Here is an 18,066-nt window from a genome sequence, read left to right as displayed (position 1 = left end):
CCGGGCCGCGACCGCCCGGCCGACGTAGCGTCGAGGCCATGAGCATCCCCTCCGGTGACACGCCCGACCCGATCCAGCCCCAGGTCCCCACGGTCAAGGACCGGCAGGAGCACGGCAAGAGCCCCGACCTCGACGAGGAGGCCCTCGACCACCGCACGGAGCGCGAGGCGGAGACGCTGCGCCAGGACGCCGGCGGCGGCGACCACGCGCCCACGAGCTTCGACCGGGACGCGGTGCCGAACGCCGAGGAGTGACGGGCCGCCCAGAGCACGACGAAGCCCCGGTGACCGAGGTCACCGGGGCTTCGTCGTGCGCGGCTCTCGCGTGCGCGGAGATCTGTCAGCGGCCGGCGTCGACCGGCCCGTCGGCCGGCAGCACGCCGGCGGGGCAGCTGACGCCGGTGCCGGCGAGCCCGCAGTAGCCGCCGGGGACCTTGTGCAGGTACTGCTGGTGGTAGTCCTCGGCGTAGTAGAAGGGTCCGGCGTCCCGCGCCGACCGCGCCTCGGTCGTGATGGGGCCGAGGCGGAAGCGCTCCAGCTCGGCGGCGAAGGCGTCGCGGGTGCCGCGCACGGCCTCCTCCTGCTCCGGCGTCGTCCAGTAGACGGCCGAGCGGTACTCCGTGCCGACGTCGTTGCCCTGGCGGTTGCCCTGGGTCGGGTCGTGCTCCTCCCAGAAGGCCTTGAGCAGCGCCTCGGCGCTCGTGCGCCGGGGGTCGTAGGCCACCATCACGGTCTCGGTGTGCCCCGTCCGCGCGGTGCAGGTCTCCTCGTACGTCGGGTGGGGCGTGTACCCGCCCATGTAGCCGACGGCCGTCGTGACGACGCCGTCCATGCCCCAGAACAGCCGCTCGGCGCCCCAGAAGCACCCCATCGCGACGTAGAGGCGCTGCGTGCCCTCGGGCCACGGCCCCTCGAGCGGCGTGCCGAGCACGGCGTGGTTCGCCGGCACGTGGTACGGGCGGTGCTCACGCCCGGGCAGCGCGTCCTCGCGCGTCACCATCGTCGTCCTCATGCGGGTCCCGAACAGGGCCACGGCTCCTCCAGCGGGTCGAGGGGTGTGCTCCGGCGGCGCCGCACGGACGGTCGGCGCCGGTCTCCTGGCACAACCGCGCGTCCCGCCGAGGCGTTCCCCGACGCCGTCGTGCCCCCTGCCCGGACCTCGTGGCCCCTCTCCGCCCTCGAGTGCCTCACGGGCGGTCTTCGTGGCCCTCCGCTCCGCTGGGGAGGGCGCCGCTGGATCAGCCGAGCACCGCCCCGGTCCGCGACGACGTCGTCGGGGCGCCCCACGCGCTGTCGGCGTCCGCGGCGGCCCGCACGAGCCGGTCGACGGCGTCCAGCAGCACCGGCACGGGCTGGGTGAACGGCAGCCGGAGGTGCTCGTCGAACTCGTGGCTGACGCCGAAGCGTGAGCCGCTCGCGAGGAACAGGCCGTGCCGCTCGGCCGCCTCGGTGACGGCCGACGACGACGTCCCGCGCGGCAGCCGGCACCACAGCGACAGGCCGCCGGGCGGGCGCGGCACCTCCCACGTCGGCAGGCGCGCGCGGACGGCGTCGACCAGCGCGTCGCGCTGCTCCCGGAGCCGCCCGAGGCGGGCCGGCAGGCCGGCGTCGAGCCCGTCGAGCAGCACGCACGCGGCGAGCTGGTCGACGACGGGCAGCGACCCGTGCTGGCGGCTGGCGGCTGCGGCCACCTTGGCCAGCAGGGCCGGCTCGGCGCGCAGCCACCCGACGCGCAGGCCCGCCCACACCGATTTGCTGAGCGACCCGGCGGTCAGGACGGCGCCGGCCGGGCCGACGGAGGCCAGCGGCGGGCGGCCGGTGGGGTCGCCGGCGTCGAGCGCGAGGTCGGCGAGGGTCTCGTCGGCGAGGGCGAGCACGCCGCGCTGGTGCAGGCTGGCGACGACCCGGGAGCGCTCGTCGGGGGTCAGCACCGCCCCGGTGGGGTTGGCGAAGTCGGGCACGAGGTAGGCCATGGCGGGTGAGGTCTCGCGGGCCGCCCGGTCCAGCGCGCGGACGAAGCCGCCGTCGCCCCACGGCGCCGCAGGGTCGCGCGGCACCGGGACGACGCGCGCGCCGTGCCCCCGGAGCTTGTCGACGGCGTTGGGCCACGTCGGGTGCTCCACGAGCACGCGCTCGCCCCGCCGGACGACCGTCTCGATCGCCCCGGAGACCGCGGCGCTGGCGCCCGTGGTGACCAGCACCTGCTCGGGCGTCGTCGGGAGCCCGCGGGCCGTCATCCGCTCGGCGACGCGGGCCCGCAGGTCGGCGAGACCGCCGGCCGCGTAGCCGTGGCCGGGCAGCAGCTGGGGCAGCGCCTCCAGCGCGGCGGCGTAGGCGTCCGCGACCTCGGGCGGGCCGGCGGGCGAGGCGTAGGTGAGGTCGACCGTGCCGTCGCGCGGGCTGCCGGGCACGAAGGCGGCGACGACGCCGCTGCGGTCCGGCAGCGTCGTCCAGGTGCCCGAGCCGGTCCGGGAGCGGGCCCAGCCGCTCTCGCGCAGCCGCCGGTAGGCGGACGTCACGGTGACGCGGCTGACGCCGAGGGCGACGGCGAGCTCGCGCTCGGCGGGCAGCCGGCCGCCGACCGGGAGGCGCCCGTCGGCGACGAGCGCCCGCAGGCCCTGGGCGAGCGTCGCGGCGACCGGCGGGTGCAGCGACGTCCTGCCCACGAGGTCGGCGACCTCCTGCGCCGAGCGCTGCGCCGGCGTCGACGCCTCGACGGAGGTCGTCCTCCCGCCTCGCGACGGTGCGGACCGGCGGGCGCTGGGCGACGAGGAGGCCATGGAGCCAGGATGCCACGAGAGCAGGCCAATGGCGCGGTGTCAGCGGGCCAATCCATGCACCTGCGCGCCCGCCGGCGCTGGTGCCCCGAAGGCCCGGTCGCGCCAGGGCGCTGCCTCGCCCCCTGAGGTCGGGCATCGGGTCGAGGAGAGAGGGAAGACCTCCGGCATGAGGCCAGTCGTGCGTGATTGGACTGCCGCTGAGAGGCCAACGTGCGGCACACTTGAGCCATGGCATCGATCGCTCTCACCGTCCTGTTCATCGCCCTCTTCGTCGCCGGCGTCGCCCTGGCCGTCCGGGACATCCGCTCCGACGGCTACCGCGCCGAGCGCGCCGACGTCCCGGGCCCCTACTACGCCCGCCGCGCCGCGGCCGCGCACGCCCCGGTCGACCGCCTCGTCGCCGGCCCGGACCCGCGGTGACGACGGCCGGCCCGGCGGCTGGCGGCCCTGCTCCCGACGTCGCCGCCGCCGGCCGTGCCGCCGCCCCGGAGCCCGCGACGCCCTCCAGCTCCCCGCGCCCCGACCGTGCCTCGGGCGGTGCGCCGCGACCGGCGTCCTGGTCCCTGCCCCACCGCCTCCTGCGCCTGCTCGGCGGGCAGCTGCTCTTCGGCGTCGGGCTCGCCGCGCTCCTGCGCGCCGGTCTCGGCCCCTCCCCGTGGGACGTCCTGCACCAGGGGCTCGTCCGCCAGAGCGGCCTCGGCTTCGGCGTCGTGGTGCTGCTGTCCGGCGTGGCCGTCCTGCTGTGCTGGCTCCCGCTGCGGGTGCGGCCGGGCCTGGGGACGGTCACGAACGTCCTCGTCGTCGCCGTGGCCATCGAGATCGGCCTGGCCGTGGTGCCTCCGGCGTCCTCCTGGCCGCTCGGCGTCCTGCTCCTGCTCGTCGGCCTCGCCCTCAACGGTCTCGGGACGGCGCTCTACCTCGGCGTCCGCCTCGGCCCCGGCCCGAGGGACGGGCTGATGACCGGGCTGGTCGCCCGCACCGGCTACCCCGTGGCCCTCGTGCGGGGGGCCATCGAGGGCTCGGTCGTCCTCGCGGGCTGGCTGCTCGGCGGCACGGTCGGGGTGGGCACGGTGGTCTTCGCCCTGGCCATCGGCCCGCTCGTCGGTCTGCTGCTGCCCCGGCTCTCGATGCCGGTGCCTGTGCCCGCGCCCGCGCCCGCGCCCGCGCCCGTGCCCGTGCCTGTGCCCGTGCCCGAGGCTGAGGCTGGTGCCGACGCGGTGCCCGCGCCGCGTCCGGCGCCCGTCGCGGGAGACCTCGTGGTGCCGGCTCCGACTCCTCCTCGCCCGACGAGGGCCGGCCGGGTCGGCCGGCGTCGCGCTGGCCGCCGCGTAGCCTCGGGGGCGTGACCTCCGCCGTCGACCCAGCCCCCGCGGGACCTCCGGACGAGACGGCGCCACCCGGCCACCGGCCGCCCGCGGCCGGCCCCACCGACTGGTCGGGTGCGGGTTTCGCCACGCGCGCGGTCCACGCCGGCTCCGAGCCCGACCCGGTGACGGGCGCCGTCGTCCCGTCGGTCCACGTGGCCACGACCTTCGCCCAGGACGGCGTCGGCAACCTCCGCTCGGGCTACGAGTACGCCCGCTCGGCCAACCCGACCCGCGACGCGCTCCAAGAGTGCCTCGCCGCGCTGGAGGGCGGACGTGCGGCGTACGCGTTCGCCTCCGGGCTCGCGGCCGAGGACACGCTGCTGCGGACGGTGCTCGCGCCGGGCGACCACGTCGTGATCCCCGACGACGCCTACGGCGGCACCTTCCGCCTGTTCAGCACCGTCCTCGCCCGGTGGGGCGTCGACCACACGCCTGCGGACACCTCCGACGTCGGCGCTGTCGCCGCCGCGATGACGGACCGCACCCGCCTGGTCTGGTGCGAGACGCCGTCCAACCCGCTGCTCGGCGTCTCCGACGTCGCCGCGCTCGCCGCGGCGGCCCACGAGCGCGGCGCCCTGCTCGTCGTCGACAACACCTTCGCGACGCCGTACCTCCAGCAGCCGCTGGCGCTCGGGGCCGACGTCGTCGTCCACTCCACGACGAAGTACTGCGGCGGGCACTCCGACGTCGTCGGCGGCGCGCTCGTCGTGGACGACGCCGTGCGCGCCGACGGCGAGCCGCTGGCGGAGCTGCTGACCATCCACCAGAACGCCATGGGCGCCGTCGCCGGGCCGATGGACGCCTGGCTGGTGCTGCGCGGGCTCAAGACCCTCGCCGTCCGGATGGAGCGGCACTGCACCTCCGCCGAGGCGGTCGCCGCGCACCTGCAGGCCCACCCGGCCGTGCGCGAGGTGCTCTACCCGGGCTTGCCCGGCCACCCTGGCGCCGACGTCGCGGCGCGGCAGATGCGCCGTCCCGGCGGCATGGTGTCGGTGCGCCTGGCCGACGAGGCCGCCGCGCTCGCCCTGTGCGCGCGCACCCGGGTCTTCACCCTGGCCGAGTCGCTCGGCGGGGTCGAGTCGCTCGTCGAGCACCCCGCGCGGATGACGCACGCGAGCGCCGCGGGCTCGCCGCTGGAGGTGCCCGCCGACCTCGTGCGGCTCTCGGTCGGGCTGGAGGACCTCGAGGACCTCCTCGCCGACCTCGACCAGGCGCTCGACGGCGCCGCCGCCGCGTGAGCGCCCCGACCAGCGCCGAGCTCGCCTCCTCGCAGGCCGGCTCGGCTGCGCCGCAGGCGGTCTCGGTCGAGGACGTCGAGGCCGCCGCCGACCTGCTCGCGGGCGTCGTCCGCACGACGCCGCTGGAGCCGAGCACGGCCCTGTCCGAGCTCGTCGGCGGCCCGGTGCTGCTCAAGTGCGAGAACCTGCAGCACGCGGGCTCCTTCAAGATCCGCGGGGCGTACACGCGGATGGCGCGCCTGACGGCGGCCGAGCGCGGGCGCGGCGTCGTCGCGGCCAGCGCCGGCAACCACGCGCAGGGCGTCGCCCTGGCCGCGCGGATGCTCGGGATCGAGGCGGCGATCTGGATGCCCGTCGGTGCGCCGATCCCCAAGGTCGAGGCGACCCGGCGCTACGGCGCGCAGGTGCACCTGGCCGGCGCGACCGTCGACGAGGCCCTCACCCACGCCGCCGCCCGCAGCGCCGAGACCGGCGCCGTCCTGGTCCACCCCTTCGACCACGTCGACGTCGTCGCCGGGCAGGGCACCGTCGGGCTGGAGCTGCTGGAGCAGTGCCCCGAGGTGCGCACCGTCGTCGTCTGCACCGGTGGGGGCGGGCTCGTCGCGGGCATCGCCACGGTGCTGGCGGCGCGCGCGCCGCACGTGCGCGTGGTCGCGGCGCAGGCCGCCGGGGCGGCCGCGTGGCCGGTCTCGCTGGAGGCGGGCGAGCCGCGTGCGCTCGCGCAGATGTCGACCATGGCCGACGGCATCGCCGTCGGGAAGCCGGGGGAGGTGCCCTTCGGGCTCGTGCGCGACCTCGTCGACGACGTCGTGACCGTGTCCGAGGAGTCCCTCTCGCGCGCCCTCCTGCTGCTGCTCGAGCGCAGCAAGCTCGTGGTCGAGCCGGCCGGCGCCGCTGCCGTCGCGGCCGTGATGGAGGACCCGGGCGCCTTCGAGCCACCCGTCGCCGTCCTGTGCTCGGGCGGCAACGTCGACCCGCTGCTGCTCATGCGCGTCATCCGGCACGGCATGGCGGCCGCGGGCCGCTACCTGGGCTGCCGCGTCCGCGTGACCGACCGGCCCGGGGCGCTGTCCGGCGTCCTCGCCGTCCTCGCCGGCGCCGGTGCCAACGTCGTCGAGGTCGTCCACACCCGGACGGCGCAGGGGCTGGAGGTCGACGAGGTCGAGATCGGCCTGCAGCTGGAGACCAGCGGCGAGGAGCACACCACCGCCGTCCTCACCGCGCTCGCCGCCGCCGGCTTCCGCGTCGTCGGCTGACGGCCGCCGGGCCGCCACGCCCTCTCCCGCAGCCCCGCCACCCGCTCCTGCCCCTCCTTGGCGCGACATGTGACCTTGACGCCCTTCCTCGTCTCCCCGTGTGTGACCGTGACGGCGGACCCGGAGGGCTCCGGGAGCCCTGCGCGCGTGCGTGACAGGGGCCGGGGGCGCGTCGAGGTCACACGGGGCGGGAGGGGGGCCGGTGGGGTGGGGGAGGCGGCGATGAGCGCGGGAGCCGACGGCGGTCTGCACGACGACGCCGCCCCGACGCCCGCACGCCTGCCCCGCCACCGACGAGGAGACCGCACGTGACCCACGCACAGCCCAGCCCGGAACCATCCGGTCATCCGTTGTCCGACCCGCTGCCTACGGTGCGCCCATGACCTCCTCGACGTCGTCGCGCAGCGGCGACCACCCCGTCGTCGCCGAGGGCCTCGTCAAGCGGTACGGCGGCGTGACGGCGCTCGACGGGCTCGACCTCGCCGTGCCGCGGGGGGCCGTGCTCGGCGTCCTCGGCCCCAACGGCGCCGGGAAGACGACGGCCGTCCGCGTGCTGACGACCCTCCTGCGTCCCGACGCCGGCCGTGCCGCGGTCGCGGGCGTCGACGTCGCCGCCGACCCGGCCGGCGTCCGCCGCCGCATCGGGGTCTCGGGGCAGTACGCGGCGGTGGACGAGCAGCTCACCGGCACCGAGAACCTCGAGATGGTCGGCAACCTCTACCACCTCGGGCGGTCCCGGTCGAAGACCCGCGCCAAGGAGCTGCTGGAGCGCTTCAGCCTCACCGACGCCGCCGCGCGCCCGGTCAAGACCTACTCCGGCGGCATGCGACGACGCCTCGACCTCGCCGGCGCTCTTGTCGCCGAGCCCGAGGTGCTGTTCCTCGACGAGCCGACCACGGGCCTGGACCCCCGCAGCCGCCTCGGCATGTGGGACGTCATCGGCGAGCTGGTCTCCGGCGGGACGACGCTGCTGCTGACGACCCAGTACCTCGAGGAGGCCGACCGGCTCGCCGACAGCATCGCCGTCGTCGACCGCGGCCGGGTCATCGCCGAGGGCACCGCCGACCAGCTCAAGGCCCAGGTCGGCGGGGAGCGGGTCGAGCTGACGGTCGCCGAGGCGGGCGACCTCGTACCGGCGCGCGAGGCCCTCGAGCGGGCCGGCGCGGACGAGGTGACCGTCGACGAGCACACCCGCTCGCTGTCGGCACCGGTCAGCGGCGGCGCGGGCGCGCTGATGGCGGTCCTCGGCGCGCTGCGCGACCGCGACGTCGAGGTGCTCGACGCCGGGGTGCGGCGCCCGACGCTCGACGACGTCTTCCTCACCCTCACCGGGCACGGCGCGGACGACGCGCCCGAGGGCGGCGAGGGTGAGCAGGAGCAGGGGGGCCGGCGCGGACGTCGGGCCCGGTCGGGCCAGGCAGCAGGACGAGGTACGGGAGAGGGCTCCTGATGGCGACGAGCACCCAGACGCAGGACCGCCCCGGGGGAGGGCCCGACGCAGGACGTGACCTGCCGCCGGTCGGCGGGCTGGGGCAGGCGCTCGGCGACGGCTGGACGGTCGCACGGCGCAACCTCATCCGCATCAAGCGGGTGCCCGACCTGCTGGTCGGGTCGGTCGTCTCGCCGATCATGTTCGTGCTGCTCTTCGCCTACGTCTTCGGCGGGGCCATCGCCCTGCCCGGCGCAGACGGTGAGGCCGTGGCGGACCCGCAGGCGTACCGCACCTACCTCATCGCCGGGATCTTCGCCCAGACGGTCATCTTCGGCGCCACCATCACCGGCTCGTCGATGGCCCAGGACCTCAAGAGCGGCATCGTCGACCGGTTCCGCTCGCTGCCGATGGCGCCCTCGGCGGTGCTGGTGGGACGGACGACGGCCGACGTCGTCAACAACGTCCTCACCGTCGTGATCATGACGCTGACCGGGCTGGTGGTCGGGTGGCGCATCACGACGTCGGTGGGGGAGGCGGCCCTGGGCTACCTGCTGCTGCTCTTCTTCGCCTACTGCGTCAGCTGGATCATGGCCTTCTTCGGCCTGCTGGTGCGGACGCCGGAGATCTTCAACAACGTCAGCTTCATCGTCATCTTCCCGCTGACCTTCGTCGCCAACACCTTCGTGCCGCTGGAGAGCTTCCCCAGCGTGCTACGGGCCTTCGCGACGTGGAACCCGGTGTCCGCCGTCACGCAGGCCGCGCGGGAGCTCTTCGGCAACCTGCAGCCCGGCGCGCCGGCGCCGACGTCGTGGCCTCTGCAGAACCCCGTGCTCTACACGCTGCTGTGGGGCGTCGCCCTGCTCGTCGTCTTCGTCCCGCTGACCGTGCGCCAGTACCAGAAGGCCGCGGCGCGCTGACGGCGGCGGCGCAGCGGTCCGGCTGACCAGCGGGTCGCCCAGCGCGAGATCGCCAGGCCGAGGTCACCAGCGCAGGAGCGCCGGACGGCCGCCGTGGCGCACACTGGCAGACGACGGCCCGGCCTCCCGGGGAAGGAGGCCGGGCCGTCGTCGCGCGCGGGTTCCGGCGGCCGGTAGGGCCGCGGTGAGGTCAGCCGGTGAAAGGCTCCGCCGCCACGACCTTCACGGGGATCTCGCGGCCGTTGGGCGCCTTGTACGTGGTCTCGTCCCCGGCGGACAGGCCCGAGATGGAGGCGCCGAGCGGCGAGGTGGGGCTGTAGACGTCGAGGTCGGTGCCCTCGGCGACCTCCCGGGAGCCGAAGAGGAAGCGCATCTCCCGACCGGCGACCTCGGCGGTCACGACCATGCCGGGGGCGACGCGGTCGGACTCGGTCGGCGCCTGGCCGACCTCCGCGTTGCGCAGCAGCTGGGTCAGCTGGCGGATGCGGCCCTCCTGCTTGCCCTGCTCCTCCTTGGCGGCGTGGTAGCCGCCGTTCTCCTTGAGGTCGCCCTCCTCGCGGGCCGCCTCGATGCGCTGGGCGATCTCCTGGCGTCCCGGGCCGCTCAGGTGGTCGAGCTCGGACTTGAGCCGGTCGTAGGCCTCCTGGGTCAGCCAGGCGGGCTCGGCGGGTCCGGTGGTCGTGGGTGTCTGCGTGGTCTCGGTCACGGAGGACCTCCTCGGGTGTTCGCCCGACGTCAGGTGTCGGGCGGGGAGGGCGGGGGCGGGCGTCATGGCCCGTCCAGGTCGGTCGGGCCCGTGCGGGCCCGTTGGCGAGTGCACGAGCGGCGCCGTCCAGGGACGAGGAGCCCGGGCGGGCCGGCAGGCCCCGTCCCTGGCCTGGCCCTGCTGCTGGCCGGCTCTGCTGCTCGCTCGAACCGGTCCTGCCTCGGGTCGCGCCGCCCCTGCGGCACCGCGAACGCGCGATGCTAGCCGAAGAGCCGGCGAGGCTCAGCCCTCGAGGACCTCGCAGCCCATGACCTCGGCGCTCACGGACTCGGACTGGGTGGGGATGGTCACGGCCTGCCGGAGCGTCGTCTCCTGGCTCGGCCCCAGGTCGACGGTGCGCCACCCGACGGTCGAGAAGTCCTCGGCCAGCGCGCGGACGTCGCAGCGCACGGTGTCCTCGGGGTCCTTGGTCACCTGGAAGGTCAGGACGACCTCGGTGGCCGTCGGCGTCGCGAAGCCGATCTCCTGGTAGCTCACCGTCTGCGCCGACGCCAGGCCCAGCCCGGCCCAGACCACCCAGGCGACCAGCGCCGCACCCGCTGCGGCGGCACCGGCGACGGCGGCGCGGCGACGCCGAGGGGAAGGGGGGCGGCGGCCGTAGCGTTCGTCGAGACGCTGCTGCGCGCTCGGCTCCACGTCGGCACTCCCTCCGTCGTCCGTCGACGACGCGCTGGACCTGTCGGCGCCCGGGGACCGGGTCGCTGCACCGGGGCGGCCACGGCGTCGTCCATCATGGCTGTCGACCACCCGCCTCGGCGCACCCAGTGTCGCCGACGGCCGCACCCGAACGGAGCCCAGGTGTCCGAGAACGGCGTCGCCGCGACCGTCGAGCGACTGCACGCACCCTCGCCGGAAGAGCTGGCCGAGCGGCTGGCCGGGGACGGCCCGCTGCGGCTGATGGCCGTCCACGCCCACCCCGACGACGAGTCCAGCAAGGGCGCCGCGACGTCGGCGAAGTACGTGGCCGAGGGCGCGGAGGTCATGGTCGTCAGCTGCACCGGCGGGGAGCGGGGCGACGTCCTGAACCCCAACATGGCCGACGACCCGCGGGTCCTGCGCGACATGAGCGCGCTGCGCCGCGAGGAGATGGCGTCGGCGGCAGCGGCGCTCGGCGTCCAGCACCGCTGGCTCGGCTTCGTGGACTCGGGCCTGCCCGAGGGGGACCCGCTGCCGCCGCTGCCCGAGGGCTGCTTCGCCCTGGAGGACGTCGAGACGCCGGCCGCCGCGCTGGTCCGGCTGGTCCGCGAGTTCCGCCCCCACGTCGTGACGACCTACGACGAGCAGGGCGGCTACCCCCACCCCGACCACATCATGTGCCACAAGGTCTCGCTCGCCGCCTTCGAGGGCGCCGCCGACCTCGCCCGCTTCCCCGGCGGGCAGCCGTGGCAGCCCCTCAAGCTCTACTACAACGGAGGCTTCAGCCGCGAACGGCTGCAGCTCTTCCACGACGCCATCGTCGCGAGCGGCCAGGAGTCGCCCTTCGCGGAGTGGCTCGAGCGTCGCGGCGACCGCCCCGAGCGCCGGGTGGACGCACGGGTCGCCTGCGCCGAGTTCTTCGAGGCCCGCGACAACGCCCTGCTGGCGCACCGGACGCAGATCGACCCGGGCGGCTTCTTCTTCCGGGTTCCCCGCCAGCAGCAGGCCGAGATCTGGCCGACCGAGGAGTTCGAGCTGGCCCTCTCGCTCGTGCCGACGCAGACGCCGGAGGACGACCTCTTCGCCGGGATCCGCGCGCTCGTGGCGGCCGAGCAGCCCGTCGCGGCCGACGGGGCGGGCCCCCGGTCGTGAGCGTCGCCCTCCTCGCGCTCGGTGCGCTCGCGCCAGGCGCGCTCGTGGCCTCGGCGCCCGCACCGACGCCGGACCCCACCGAGGGGCTGCGCGAGGGGCTCGAGGTCATCGACATCGGGCCGGGTGTCGCCGGCTTCTTCGCCACCGCGGCCGTGGTGCTCGTCTCCATCCTCGTCATCGTCAACATGGTCGGCCGGCTGCGTCGCCTGGAGCACCGCCGGCTGGCGGACGAGCGGGCCGAGGACGAGCGGCGTCGCCTCGCCGGCGAGCCGCCCCGGGCGCCGGGCGAGCCGGCGCCACCGCGCCCCCGCGACGGCCGTCACGGGCCGGGGTCGGGCTCGGGTGCAGGTTCAGGGCCGCCGGACGGGCAGTCGCGGTGAGCGCCGACCGGTCCGCGCTCCCCGGTGGTCCGGCGGCACCGGGGACGGCCAGCTCCCCGGGAGCGCCGCCCCCGGGTCCGCCGACGCCGGTGCGGCCGAGCCGCCGTCGCTCGGCGCGGACCCGCGCGGCCCGGCTCGCCGGCGCGGCCGTCGGGACGGCGTCACGACTGCTCGGCCGTGGTGCGGGCGAGGTCATCTCCGGCCACGTGGTGCTGCGGCTGGCTCCGGCCGCCGTCCACGAGCTGGCGGGGGAGCGGGTCGCCGCGGTCGTCTCCGCCACGAACGGCAAGACGACGACGACCCGCATGCTCACCGCCGCGCTGGCCGCCCGCCCCGGGCCGGCCGGTCGCGGCGTCGTCAGCAACGGCGGCGGGGCGAACATGCGCGCCGGCATCGTCACGGCGCTGACGAGCGGGCCGGGTGACGCCGTGCTCGAGGTCGACGAGATGCACCTGGCCGGTCTGCTGCCCGAGCTGGCCCCGCGTGCCGTCGTCCTCATGAACCTCTCCCGCGACCAGCTCGACCGCACCGCCGAGACCCGCCAGCTCGCCGCCGGGTGGCAGCGGGCGCTCACCGGGCTCTCCGCCGGGGCGTCGGCCCGGACGGTCGTCGTCGCCAACGCCGACGACCCGCTCGTCACGTGGGCGGCGTCGGCGGCCCCGCGCGTCGTGTGGGTCTCCGTCGGGGCGTCGTGGACCGCGGACGCCCGCAGCTGCCCGCGCTGCGAGCAGCTCCTGACGCTGCCGGGCGACCTCCGCCCCGCCGGGCCGGGGGCCGGCGGCGAGGCCTCGGCGAGCGCGCCTGCGCCCGTCACCGACGGCGTGGACAGCGACGGCTGGCACTGCCGCAGCTGCGGCCTGGAGCGGCCGGCGCCCGACGTGGTGCTCGAGGGTGACGTCGTCCGCGAGCTCGGCGGCTGGGGCCCGGCGAGCGCCGACGGCCCGGGCGCGCGCGAGGAGGTCGCCCGCCACCCGGTGCGCCTGGCCCTGCCCGGCACGGCCAACCGCCGCAACGCGGCGATGGCGGCCACCGCGGCGCGCGAGCTCGGCAGCCCGCTCGGTGCGGCGCTCGCGGCGATGGCCGACCTCGGCGACGTCGCCGGCCGGTACGCCTGGTTGCGCGCCGAGGGCGTGCGCTTCTGGCTGCTGCTGGCCAAGAACCCCGCCGGGTGGGTGGAGAACTTCGACGTCATGGGCGCGAGCGAGCGCCCGCTCGTGCTCGCCGTCAACGCCCAGGGCGCCGACGGCCGCGACACCTCGTGGATCTACGACGTGCCCTTCGAGCGGCTGCGCGGGCGCCGGGTCGTCGTCGCGGGGGAGCGGGCGGCCGACCTGTCCCTGCGCCTGGTCGTCTCGGGCGTCGACCACCAGCGGGTGCCGCCGCTGCGGGCGGCGCTGCGGGCGGCGCGGGCCCTAGGGGCGCCGGGCGCCGGCGGCCCGGCGGCCGAGGTCGACGTCGTCGGGAACTACACCGCCTTCCAGCAGCTTCGGCGGCTGGCCGTCGAGGCGACCCCGGAGCCTCGCGTGGCGCCGGACGCCGCGACGGCGGCGGCGCGCACGGGAGCGACGCGATGAGCGGCCCGTCGGCGGTCCGGGTCGCGGTGCTCTACCCCGAGCTGCTCGGCACCTACGGCGACGGCGGCAACGCGGCCGTGCTGCGCGCGCGAGGGCAGGCGCGCGGCCTGGACGTCGAGGTGGTCGAGGTCTCCGGCGGTGACGCCCTGCCGCGGTGCGACGTCTACCTGCTGGGCGGCGGTGAGGACGGCCCGCAGCGCCACGTCGCGCGCGTGCTGGCCGAGGGCGAGCGGATGGCGAGGGCCGTCGACGCCGGGAGCGCGGTGCTCGCGGTGTGCGCGGGCATGCAGATCCTCGGCAGCGCCTTCCGTGACGTGGACGGCTCCGTGCCCGGCCTGTCGCTGCTGCCGTGCCGCACGGTCGAGCCGCTGCCGGCGCAGCGGCGCGCGGTCGGCGAGGTCGTCGTCGAGGCCGACCCGCGCCTGGGTCTGCCGCGCCTGGTCGGGTTCGAGAACCACGGCGGGCGGACGGCGCTCGACGACGGCGCCGTGCCGCTCGGGCGGGTGCTCTCCGGCACGGGCAACGGCGTCGGGGACGCGGCGGTCGACGGCGTCGTCGCCGGCCGGGTCGTGGGCACCTACCTGCACGGCCCCGTGCTCGCGCTCAACCCGGCGCTGGCGGACCGGTTGCTCGAGTGGGCCACCGGGGCGGACGCCGACGGCCTGCCCGCGGGGGACGAGCGCCTCGTGGCGCTCGACGAGGCCGCGGCGCACGCCCGGGCGCTGCGGCTGGAGATGGCGGGGGTCGCGGCGCGCGGTTGAGCGGGCCGTGGTCCGGGGAACCTCCGGTCCGTCGACGGCGGTGCGGCCGTCGCGTCCACCAGCGCGCGCTGGCCGGGCCGTCCTCAGATCACCGGTGCGGCCGCCGCGGCCCGCGCGTCGGTGTCGGGTCCGTCGAGGTCGAAGCGGGCCCACACGTGCTTGAGGTCGTCGGCGACGTACCAGCCGACGCCGTCGGCCAGGCGCGCGGCCAGGTGCATCCCGAAACCGCCCTCGCCGAGGGCACGGCCGTCGGCCATCTCGGGGGAGGACTCGGCGGCGGTGTCCGTGACGTCGACGGCGCAGGCCCGCTCGTCGTCGACGAGGAAGCGGACGGTGCTGGGCGGTGCCCCGTGGCGCAGCGCGTTCGTCGCCAGCTCGCTGACCACGAGGAGCATGCGGTCCTGCAGGTCGTCCAGCAGCGGGGAGGCGACCTGGCCGCGCTCGAGCAGCTCGCTGTTGAGGGCCCGGCGGATGCGCGCCAGGTCGTCGGAGGTCGACAGGTCCCAGGTGGTGACCTCCGCGAAGCCGCCGGGCGGTCGGGTGCTCGCCCTCAGCGCCTCCACCACGCCCGCCTCCCACGACGATCTCGACCGGCCCTCCCTGGCGGGGGGCCGCTGGCCGGCAGCGATGCGCGCAGCGGCGTCGTCGCGACCGGCCGGGAGAGACGCTACGGCTCAGCGCCCGTCGCCGCTCGACAGGGGGCGCCGACGCGCCGTCCGGACGCACACGGCCGGCGACGACGGCGGGGGGTGGCGCTGGCGAGGGGAGGGCACGGCGACCACGATGGCCGCCGTGCCGAACCGCCTCGCGAGCTCGACGAGCCCCTACCTGCTCCAGCACGCCGACAACTCCGTGGACTGGTGGGAGTGGGGCCCCGAGGCCTTCGCCGAGGCGCGGCGCCGCGACGTCCCGGTCCTCGTCTCGGTCGGCTACGCGGCGTGCCACTGGTGCCACGTCATGGCCCACGAGTCCTTCGAGGACGAGGAGGTGGGCCGCCAGCTGGCCGCGGGCTTCGTCGCCGTCAAGGTCGACCGGGAGGAGCGCCCCGACGTCGACGCCGCCCTCATGCGCGCGACGACGGCGCTGACCGGCCAGGGTGGGTGGCCCATGACGGTGCTGTGCACCCCGCAGGGCGAGCCGTTCCACGCCGGCACGTACTACCCGCCGCGCCCGCACCCGCGGATGCCGAGCTTCCGGCAGCTGCTCGACGCCGTCACGCAGGCCTGGACCGAGCGCCGGGAGGAGGTGCTCGGGCAGAGCGCGCAGATCACCCAGGCGCTCGCCGAGCGGGCGGCGGCCGGCGTCGGGCCGCCCGGGGGCGCCCCGCCGACCGCGCCGGCGCTGGCCGGCGCCGTCCGTGCGCTGCTCGCCGAGGAGGACACGGTGCACGGCGGGCTCGGCGGGGCTCCGAAGTTCCCGCCGTCGGCGGTGTGCCTGTGGCTGCTGCGGCACGCCGCGACGGACGCGCCCACGGCCGGCGACGCGCTCGGGCTCGCGGGACGGACGCTGACGGCGATGGCGCGCTCGGGCACGTACGACCAGGTCGCCGGCGGCTTCGCCCGCTACGCCGTCGACGCCGCCTGGGTGGTGCCGCACTTCGAGAAGATGCTCTACGACAACGCCCAGCTCGCCCGCGCCTACCTGCACTGGTGGCGGCTGACCGGCGAGCCGACGGGCGCGCGCGTCGCCGCCGAGACGTGCGACTGGTTGGTGGCGGCGCTGCGGACGCCCGAGGGCGGGTTCGCCTCGTCCCTGGACGCCGACACCCTCGTCCCGAGGTCTCAGGCCGAGGGCGAGGCCGGCAGCCGCTCGGTCGAGGGCGCCACCTACGTGTGGACGCCGCTGCAGCTCGCCGAGGTCCTCGGGCCCGCAGACGGCGCGTGGGCCGCGGAGCTGCTCGGCGTCACCGCCGAGGGCACCTTCGAGCACGGCACCTCGACGGCGCAGCTGAGGCGCGACGTCTGGGCCGACGACGGCGAGGTGGGACGGTGGGTCGACGTGCGGGCCCGGCTGCGCGCCGCCCGCGACCGGCGTCCTCAGCCGGCGCGCGACGACAAGGTCGTCACCGCCTGGAACGGCCTGGCGGCCGCCGCGCTCGCCGAGGCCGGCGTGCTGCTGGAGCGGCCCGACCTGCTGGCGGCCGCCGTGCGGTGCGCGGACCTGCTGCTCGCCGTCCACGTCGACGACGACGGCCGGTGGCGCCGCACCTCGCGCGACGGCCGCGCCGGCCCCTCCCGGGCCGTGCTGGAGGACCTCGGTGACCTCGCCGAGGGGCTCGTGGCCCTGCACGCCGCCACGGGCGACGCCGCCTGGGCTGAGACGGCCGAGGCGCTGTGCGAGGAGGTCCTCGCCGAGCACCTGCGCGAGGGCGGCTTCTGCGACGTCCCGGCCTCGTCCGACGACGCCGTGCTGGCCCGGCTCGGCACCGGTTCCGACCCGACCGACGGCGCGGCGCCGTCGGGCACGAGCGCGGCGGCGGGGGCGCTGCTGGCGGTCTCGGCGCTCACCGGGTCCGACCGGATGCGTGCGGCGGCGGAGACGGCGCTCGTCCCGGCCGGGGCGCTCGTCGGCGCCGCGCCACGCTTCGCCGGGTGGGCGCTGGCCGTCGCCGAGGCGGCGCTCGACGGGCCGCGGGAGGTCGCCGTCCTCGGCAGCGGGGCGGCGGACGACCCGGAGGGGCGGGCGGACGCCGACGCCCTGCACCGGACGGCGCTGGCCGGGACGGCACCCGGGCTGGTCGTGAGCCGGGGCCGTCCGGGCCAGGAGCAGCCGCCGCTGCTCGCGCACCGTGGCCTCGTCGAGGGCCGGGCCGCGGCCTACGTCTGCCGCGGGCAGGTCTGCGAGGCGCCGACCACCGACGTCGACGCGCTCGCGGCGGCCGTCGGGGCACGGCCCGACGTGGCCGCCGGGGTCAGAGCGTGACGTCGCCGCTGTAGAGGGCCAGCGACGCCGCGACGTAGTGGCACACGAAGGCGGCCACGGTGAAGGCGTGGAAGATCTCGTGGAACCCGAAGTAGCGCGGGCTCGGGTCGGGCCACTTGAGCCCGTAGACGAGCGCCCCGGCGGTGTAGAGCACGCCGCCGACGACGACGAGGGTGAGCACCGCTGCGCCGCCGCCGGCGAAGAACTGCGGGAGGAAGGCGACGGCGACCCAGCCCATCGCCAGGTAGGCCGGGACGTACAGCCAGCGGGGAGCGCCGACCCAGAAGATGCGGAAGGCGATGCCCACGAGGGCGGCGATCCACGCGACGAGCAGCAGCACACGCTGTGGGCCCGGCTGCAGCAGCAGCACCGCGAAGGGCGTGTAGGTGCCCGCGATGATGAGGAAGATGTTCGAGTGGTCGAAGCGCTTGAGCAGCACCTGCGTCCGCGGTGACCAGGTCCCCCGGTGGTAGAGCGCGCTGACCCCGAACAGCATCGCCGCGGTGAGGCCGAAGACGGCCATCGCCCAGCGGGTGCCCGAGGTCGGCGCGAGGCTGACCGCGACGATCCCGGCGGCCAGGACCAGCGGGAACATCCCCAGGTGCAGCCAGCCGCGCAGCAGCGGCTTGACCACCTGGACGCCGCCCTTGCGGCGGGAGCCGGTGAGGCGGGCCTCGTCCGGGACCGAGGGGTCCGCCGAGCGCACCTCGTCGGTCGCCGCCCCGTCGCCGGTCGCCGCCTCCTCGCCGGTCGTCGGGCCACCGTGCGTCCCGCTCGCGCTGCGTCCGCCCACGTGTCCTCCTGCGCCGGTGCTCCGGCAGCCGCCCGGGCCCGCCGTCGCCCTCGATCCGAGGGCCGGCCCCGAGGGTAGGCGCGTGCGGCCGGC

Annotated in this window: 18 protein-coding genes; 12 read left to right on the top strand and 6 right to left on the bottom strand. The window is 76.8% G+C overall.

Annotation, left to right across the window (positions count from 1 at the left end):
* Window positions 1–38: 38 nt before the first annotated feature.
* On the top strand, window positions 39–254 hold the full coding sequence (locus WDV86_RS11860) for a hypothetical protein (protein WP_339567846.1): 216 nt from the start codon (window positions 39–41) through the stop codon (window positions 252–254).
* Window positions 255–339: 85 nt separating this feature from the next.
* Here WDV86_RS11860 and msrA read toward each other — a convergent pair whose 3' ends face one another.
* The gene (gene msrA, locus WDV86_RS11855) at window positions 340–999 is read right to left on the bottom strand and encodes a peptide-methionine (S)-S-oxide reductase MsrA (protein WP_445263058.1); all 660 of its coding nucleotides are present in this window, start codon (window positions 997–999) and stop codon (window positions 340–342) included.
* 238 nt (window positions 1,000–1,237) lie between these two features.
* Window positions 1,238–2,779: a MocR-like transcription factor YczR gene (yczR, locus tag WDV86_RS11850; protein WP_339567844.1), complete on the bottom strand. Its 1,542-nt coding sequence runs from the start codon at window positions 2,777–2,779 to the stop codon at window positions 1,238–1,240.
* A 228-nt stretch (window positions 2,780–3,007) separates the two neighbouring features.
* Between yczR and WDV86_RS11845 the strand changes: the two genes are divergently transcribed.
* From WDV86_RS11845 to WDV86_RS11820, 6 genes are all read left to right on the top strand, one after another.
* On the top strand, window positions 3,008–3,199 hold the full coding sequence (locus WDV86_RS11845; RefSeq protein WP_339567843.1) for a hypothetical protein: 192 nt from the start codon (window positions 3,008–3,010) through the stop codon (window positions 3,197–3,199).
* Between the two features lie 143 nt (window positions 3,200–3,342).
* The gene (yczE, locus tag WDV86_RS11840) at window positions 3,343–4,125 is read left to right on the top strand and encodes a membrane protein YczE (RefSeq protein ID WP_445263057.1); all 783 of its coding nucleotides are present in this window, start codon (window positions 3,343–3,345) and stop codon (window positions 4,123–4,125) included.
* 143 nt (window positions 4,126–4,268) lie between these two features.
* A complete protein-coding gene (locus WDV86_RS11835) occupies window positions 4,269–5,384 on the top strand; it encodes a cystathionine gamma-synthase (RefSeq protein ID WP_445263056.1) in 1,116 nt (371 codons plus the stop codon).
* Complete coding sequence (gene ilvA / locus WDV86_RS11830; RefSeq protein WP_339567840.1) at window positions 5,381–6,640, top strand: threonine ammonia-lyase; 1,260 nt, start codon at window positions 5,381–5,383, stop codon at window positions 6,638–6,640. The genes WDV86_RS11835 and ilvA overlap by 4 nt, the downstream gene beginning before the upstream one ends.
* Before the next feature lie 379 nt (window positions 6,641–7,019).
* Window positions 7,020–8,090, top strand: a complete 1,071-nt coding sequence (locus tag WDV86_RS11825) for an ATP-binding cassette domain-containing protein (RefSeq protein WP_339567839.1) — start codon at window positions 7,020–7,022, stop codon at window positions 8,088–8,090.
* On the top strand, window positions 8,090–8,989 hold the full coding sequence (locus tag WDV86_RS11820) for an ABC transporter permease (protein ID WP_339567838.1): 900 nt from the start codon (window positions 8,090–8,092) through the stop codon (window positions 8,987–8,989). Before WDV86_RS11825 ends, WDV86_RS11820 begins: the two co-directional genes overlap by 1 nt.
* A gap of 190 nt (window positions 8,990–9,179) precedes the next feature.
* Here WDV86_RS11820 and greA read toward each other — a convergent pair whose 3' ends face one another.
* Window positions 9,180–9,695 (bottom strand): transcription elongation factor GreA, encoded by a 516-nt coding sequence (greA, locus tag WDV86_RS11815; RefSeq protein ID WP_339567837.1) that lies wholly within the window; start codon window positions 9,693–9,695, stop codon window positions 9,180–9,182.
* Window positions 9,696–9,977: 282 nt separating this feature from the next.
* A complete protein-coding gene (locus WDV86_RS11810) occupies window positions 9,978–10,391 on the bottom strand; it encodes a DUF4307 domain-containing protein (protein WP_339567836.1) in 414 nt (137 codons plus the stop codon).
* A 261-nt stretch (window positions 10,392–10,652) separates the two neighbouring features.
* On the opposite strand from WDV86_RS11810, the gene mca reads away from it, so the two are divergent.
* From mca to WDV86_RS11790, 4 genes are read left to right on the top strand one after another with little or no spacing between them, the layout of a single operon-like run.
* Window positions 10,653–11,543: a mycothiol conjugate amidase Mca gene (gene mca, locus WDV86_RS11805; RefSeq protein ID WP_445263055.1), complete on the top strand. Its 891-nt coding sequence runs from the start codon at window positions 10,653–10,655 to the stop codon at window positions 11,541–11,543.
* Entirely contained in the window at window positions 11,540–11,923 is a 384-nt protein-coding gene (locus WDV86_RS11800) for a hypothetical protein (protein ID WP_339567834.1), read from the top strand. Before mca ends, WDV86_RS11800 begins: the two co-directional genes overlap by 4 nt.
* The gene (locus WDV86_RS11795) at window positions 11,920–13,497 is read left to right on the top strand and encodes a MurT ligase domain-containing protein (RefSeq protein ID WP_339567833.1); all 1,578 of its coding nucleotides are present in this window, start codon (window positions 11,920–11,922) and stop codon (window positions 13,495–13,497) included. The genes WDV86_RS11800 and WDV86_RS11795 overlap by 4 nt, the downstream gene beginning before the upstream one ends.
* Window positions 13,494–14,258 carry a type 1 glutamine amidotransferase gene (locus tag WDV86_RS11790; RefSeq protein WP_339567832.1) on the top strand — a complete coding sequence of 255 codons (765 nt, stop codon included), beginning with the start codon at window positions 13,494–13,496 and terminating at the stop codon, window positions 14,256–14,258. The genes WDV86_RS11795 and WDV86_RS11790 overlap by 4 nt, the downstream gene beginning before the upstream one ends.
* Before the next feature lie 83 nt (window positions 14,259–14,341).
* On the opposite strand, the gene WDV86_RS11785 is transcribed toward WDV86_RS11790, so the two are convergent.
* Window positions 14,342–14,821, bottom strand: a complete 480-nt coding sequence (locus tag WDV86_RS11785) for an ATP-binding protein (protein ID WP_339567831.1) — start codon at window positions 14,819–14,821, stop codon at window positions 14,342–14,344.
* Between the two features lie 220 nt (window positions 14,822–15,041).
* Between WDV86_RS11785 and WDV86_RS11780 the strand changes: the two genes are divergently transcribed.
* A complete protein-coding gene (locus WDV86_RS11780) occupies window positions 15,042–17,180 on the top strand; it encodes a thioredoxin domain-containing protein (RefSeq protein ID WP_339567830.1) in 2,139 nt (712 codons plus the stop codon).
* On the opposite strand, the gene trhA is transcribed toward WDV86_RS11780, so the two are convergent.
* The gene (gene trhA / locus WDV86_RS11775; protein ID WP_445263054.1) at window positions 17,170–17,886 is read right to left on the bottom strand and encodes a PAQR family membrane homeostasis protein TrhA; all 717 of its coding nucleotides are present in this window, start codon (window positions 17,884–17,886) and stop codon (window positions 17,170–17,172) included. The two genes, WDV86_RS11780 and trhA, sit on opposite strands and share 11 nt — an antisense overlap.
* Window positions 17,887–18,066 lie beyond the last annotated feature (180 nt).

The organism is Pseudokineococcus sp. 1T1Z-3 (assembly GCF_037482365.1).
Taxonomy (GTDB): Bacteria; Actinomycetota; Actinomycetes; order Actinomycetales; family Quadrisphaeraceae; genus Pseudokineococcus.
The sequence above is the reverse complement of the archived record's forward strand: the minus strand, read 5'-3'. Positions and strand labels throughout refer to the sequence as shown.

Bases quoted from the DNA above. Each gene is read 5' to 3' on its own strand.
- WDV86_RS11825 (WP_339567839.1), top strand. From the start codon at position 7,020: ATGACCTCCTCGACGTCGTCGCGCAGCGGCGACCACCCCGTCGTCGCC.
- msrA (WP_445263058.1), bottom strand. From the start codon at position 999: ATGGTGACGCGCGAGGACGCGCTGCCCGGGCGTGAGCACCGCCCGTAC.
- yczR (WP_339567844.1), bottom strand. From the start codon at position 2,779: ATGGCCTCCTCGTCGCCCAGCGCCCGCCGGTCCGCACCGTCGCGAGGC.
- WDV86_RS11780 (WP_339567830.1), top strand. From the start codon at position 15,042: ATGGCCGCCGTGCCGAACCGCCTCGCGAGCTCGACGAGCCCCTACCTG.
- WDV86_RS11845 (WP_339567843.1), top strand. From the start codon at position 3,008: ATGGCATCGATCGCTCTCACCGTCCTGTTCATCGCCCTCTTCGTCGCC.
- mca (WP_445263055.1), top strand. From the start codon at position 10,653: ATGGCCGTCCACGCCCACCCCGACGACGAGTCCAGCAAGGGCGCCGCG.
- WDV86_RS11860 (WP_339567846.1), top strand. From the start codon at position 39: ATGAGCATCCCCTCCGGTGACACGCCCGACCCGATCCAGCCCCAGGTC.
- WDV86_RS11820 (WP_339567838.1), top strand. From the start codon at position 8,090: ATGGCGACGAGCACCCAGACGCAGGACCGCCCCGGGGGAGGGCCCGAC.
- WDV86_RS11790 (WP_339567832.1), top strand. From the start codon at position 13,494: ATGAGCGGCCCGTCGGCGGTCCGGGTCGCGGTGCTCTACCCCGAGCTG.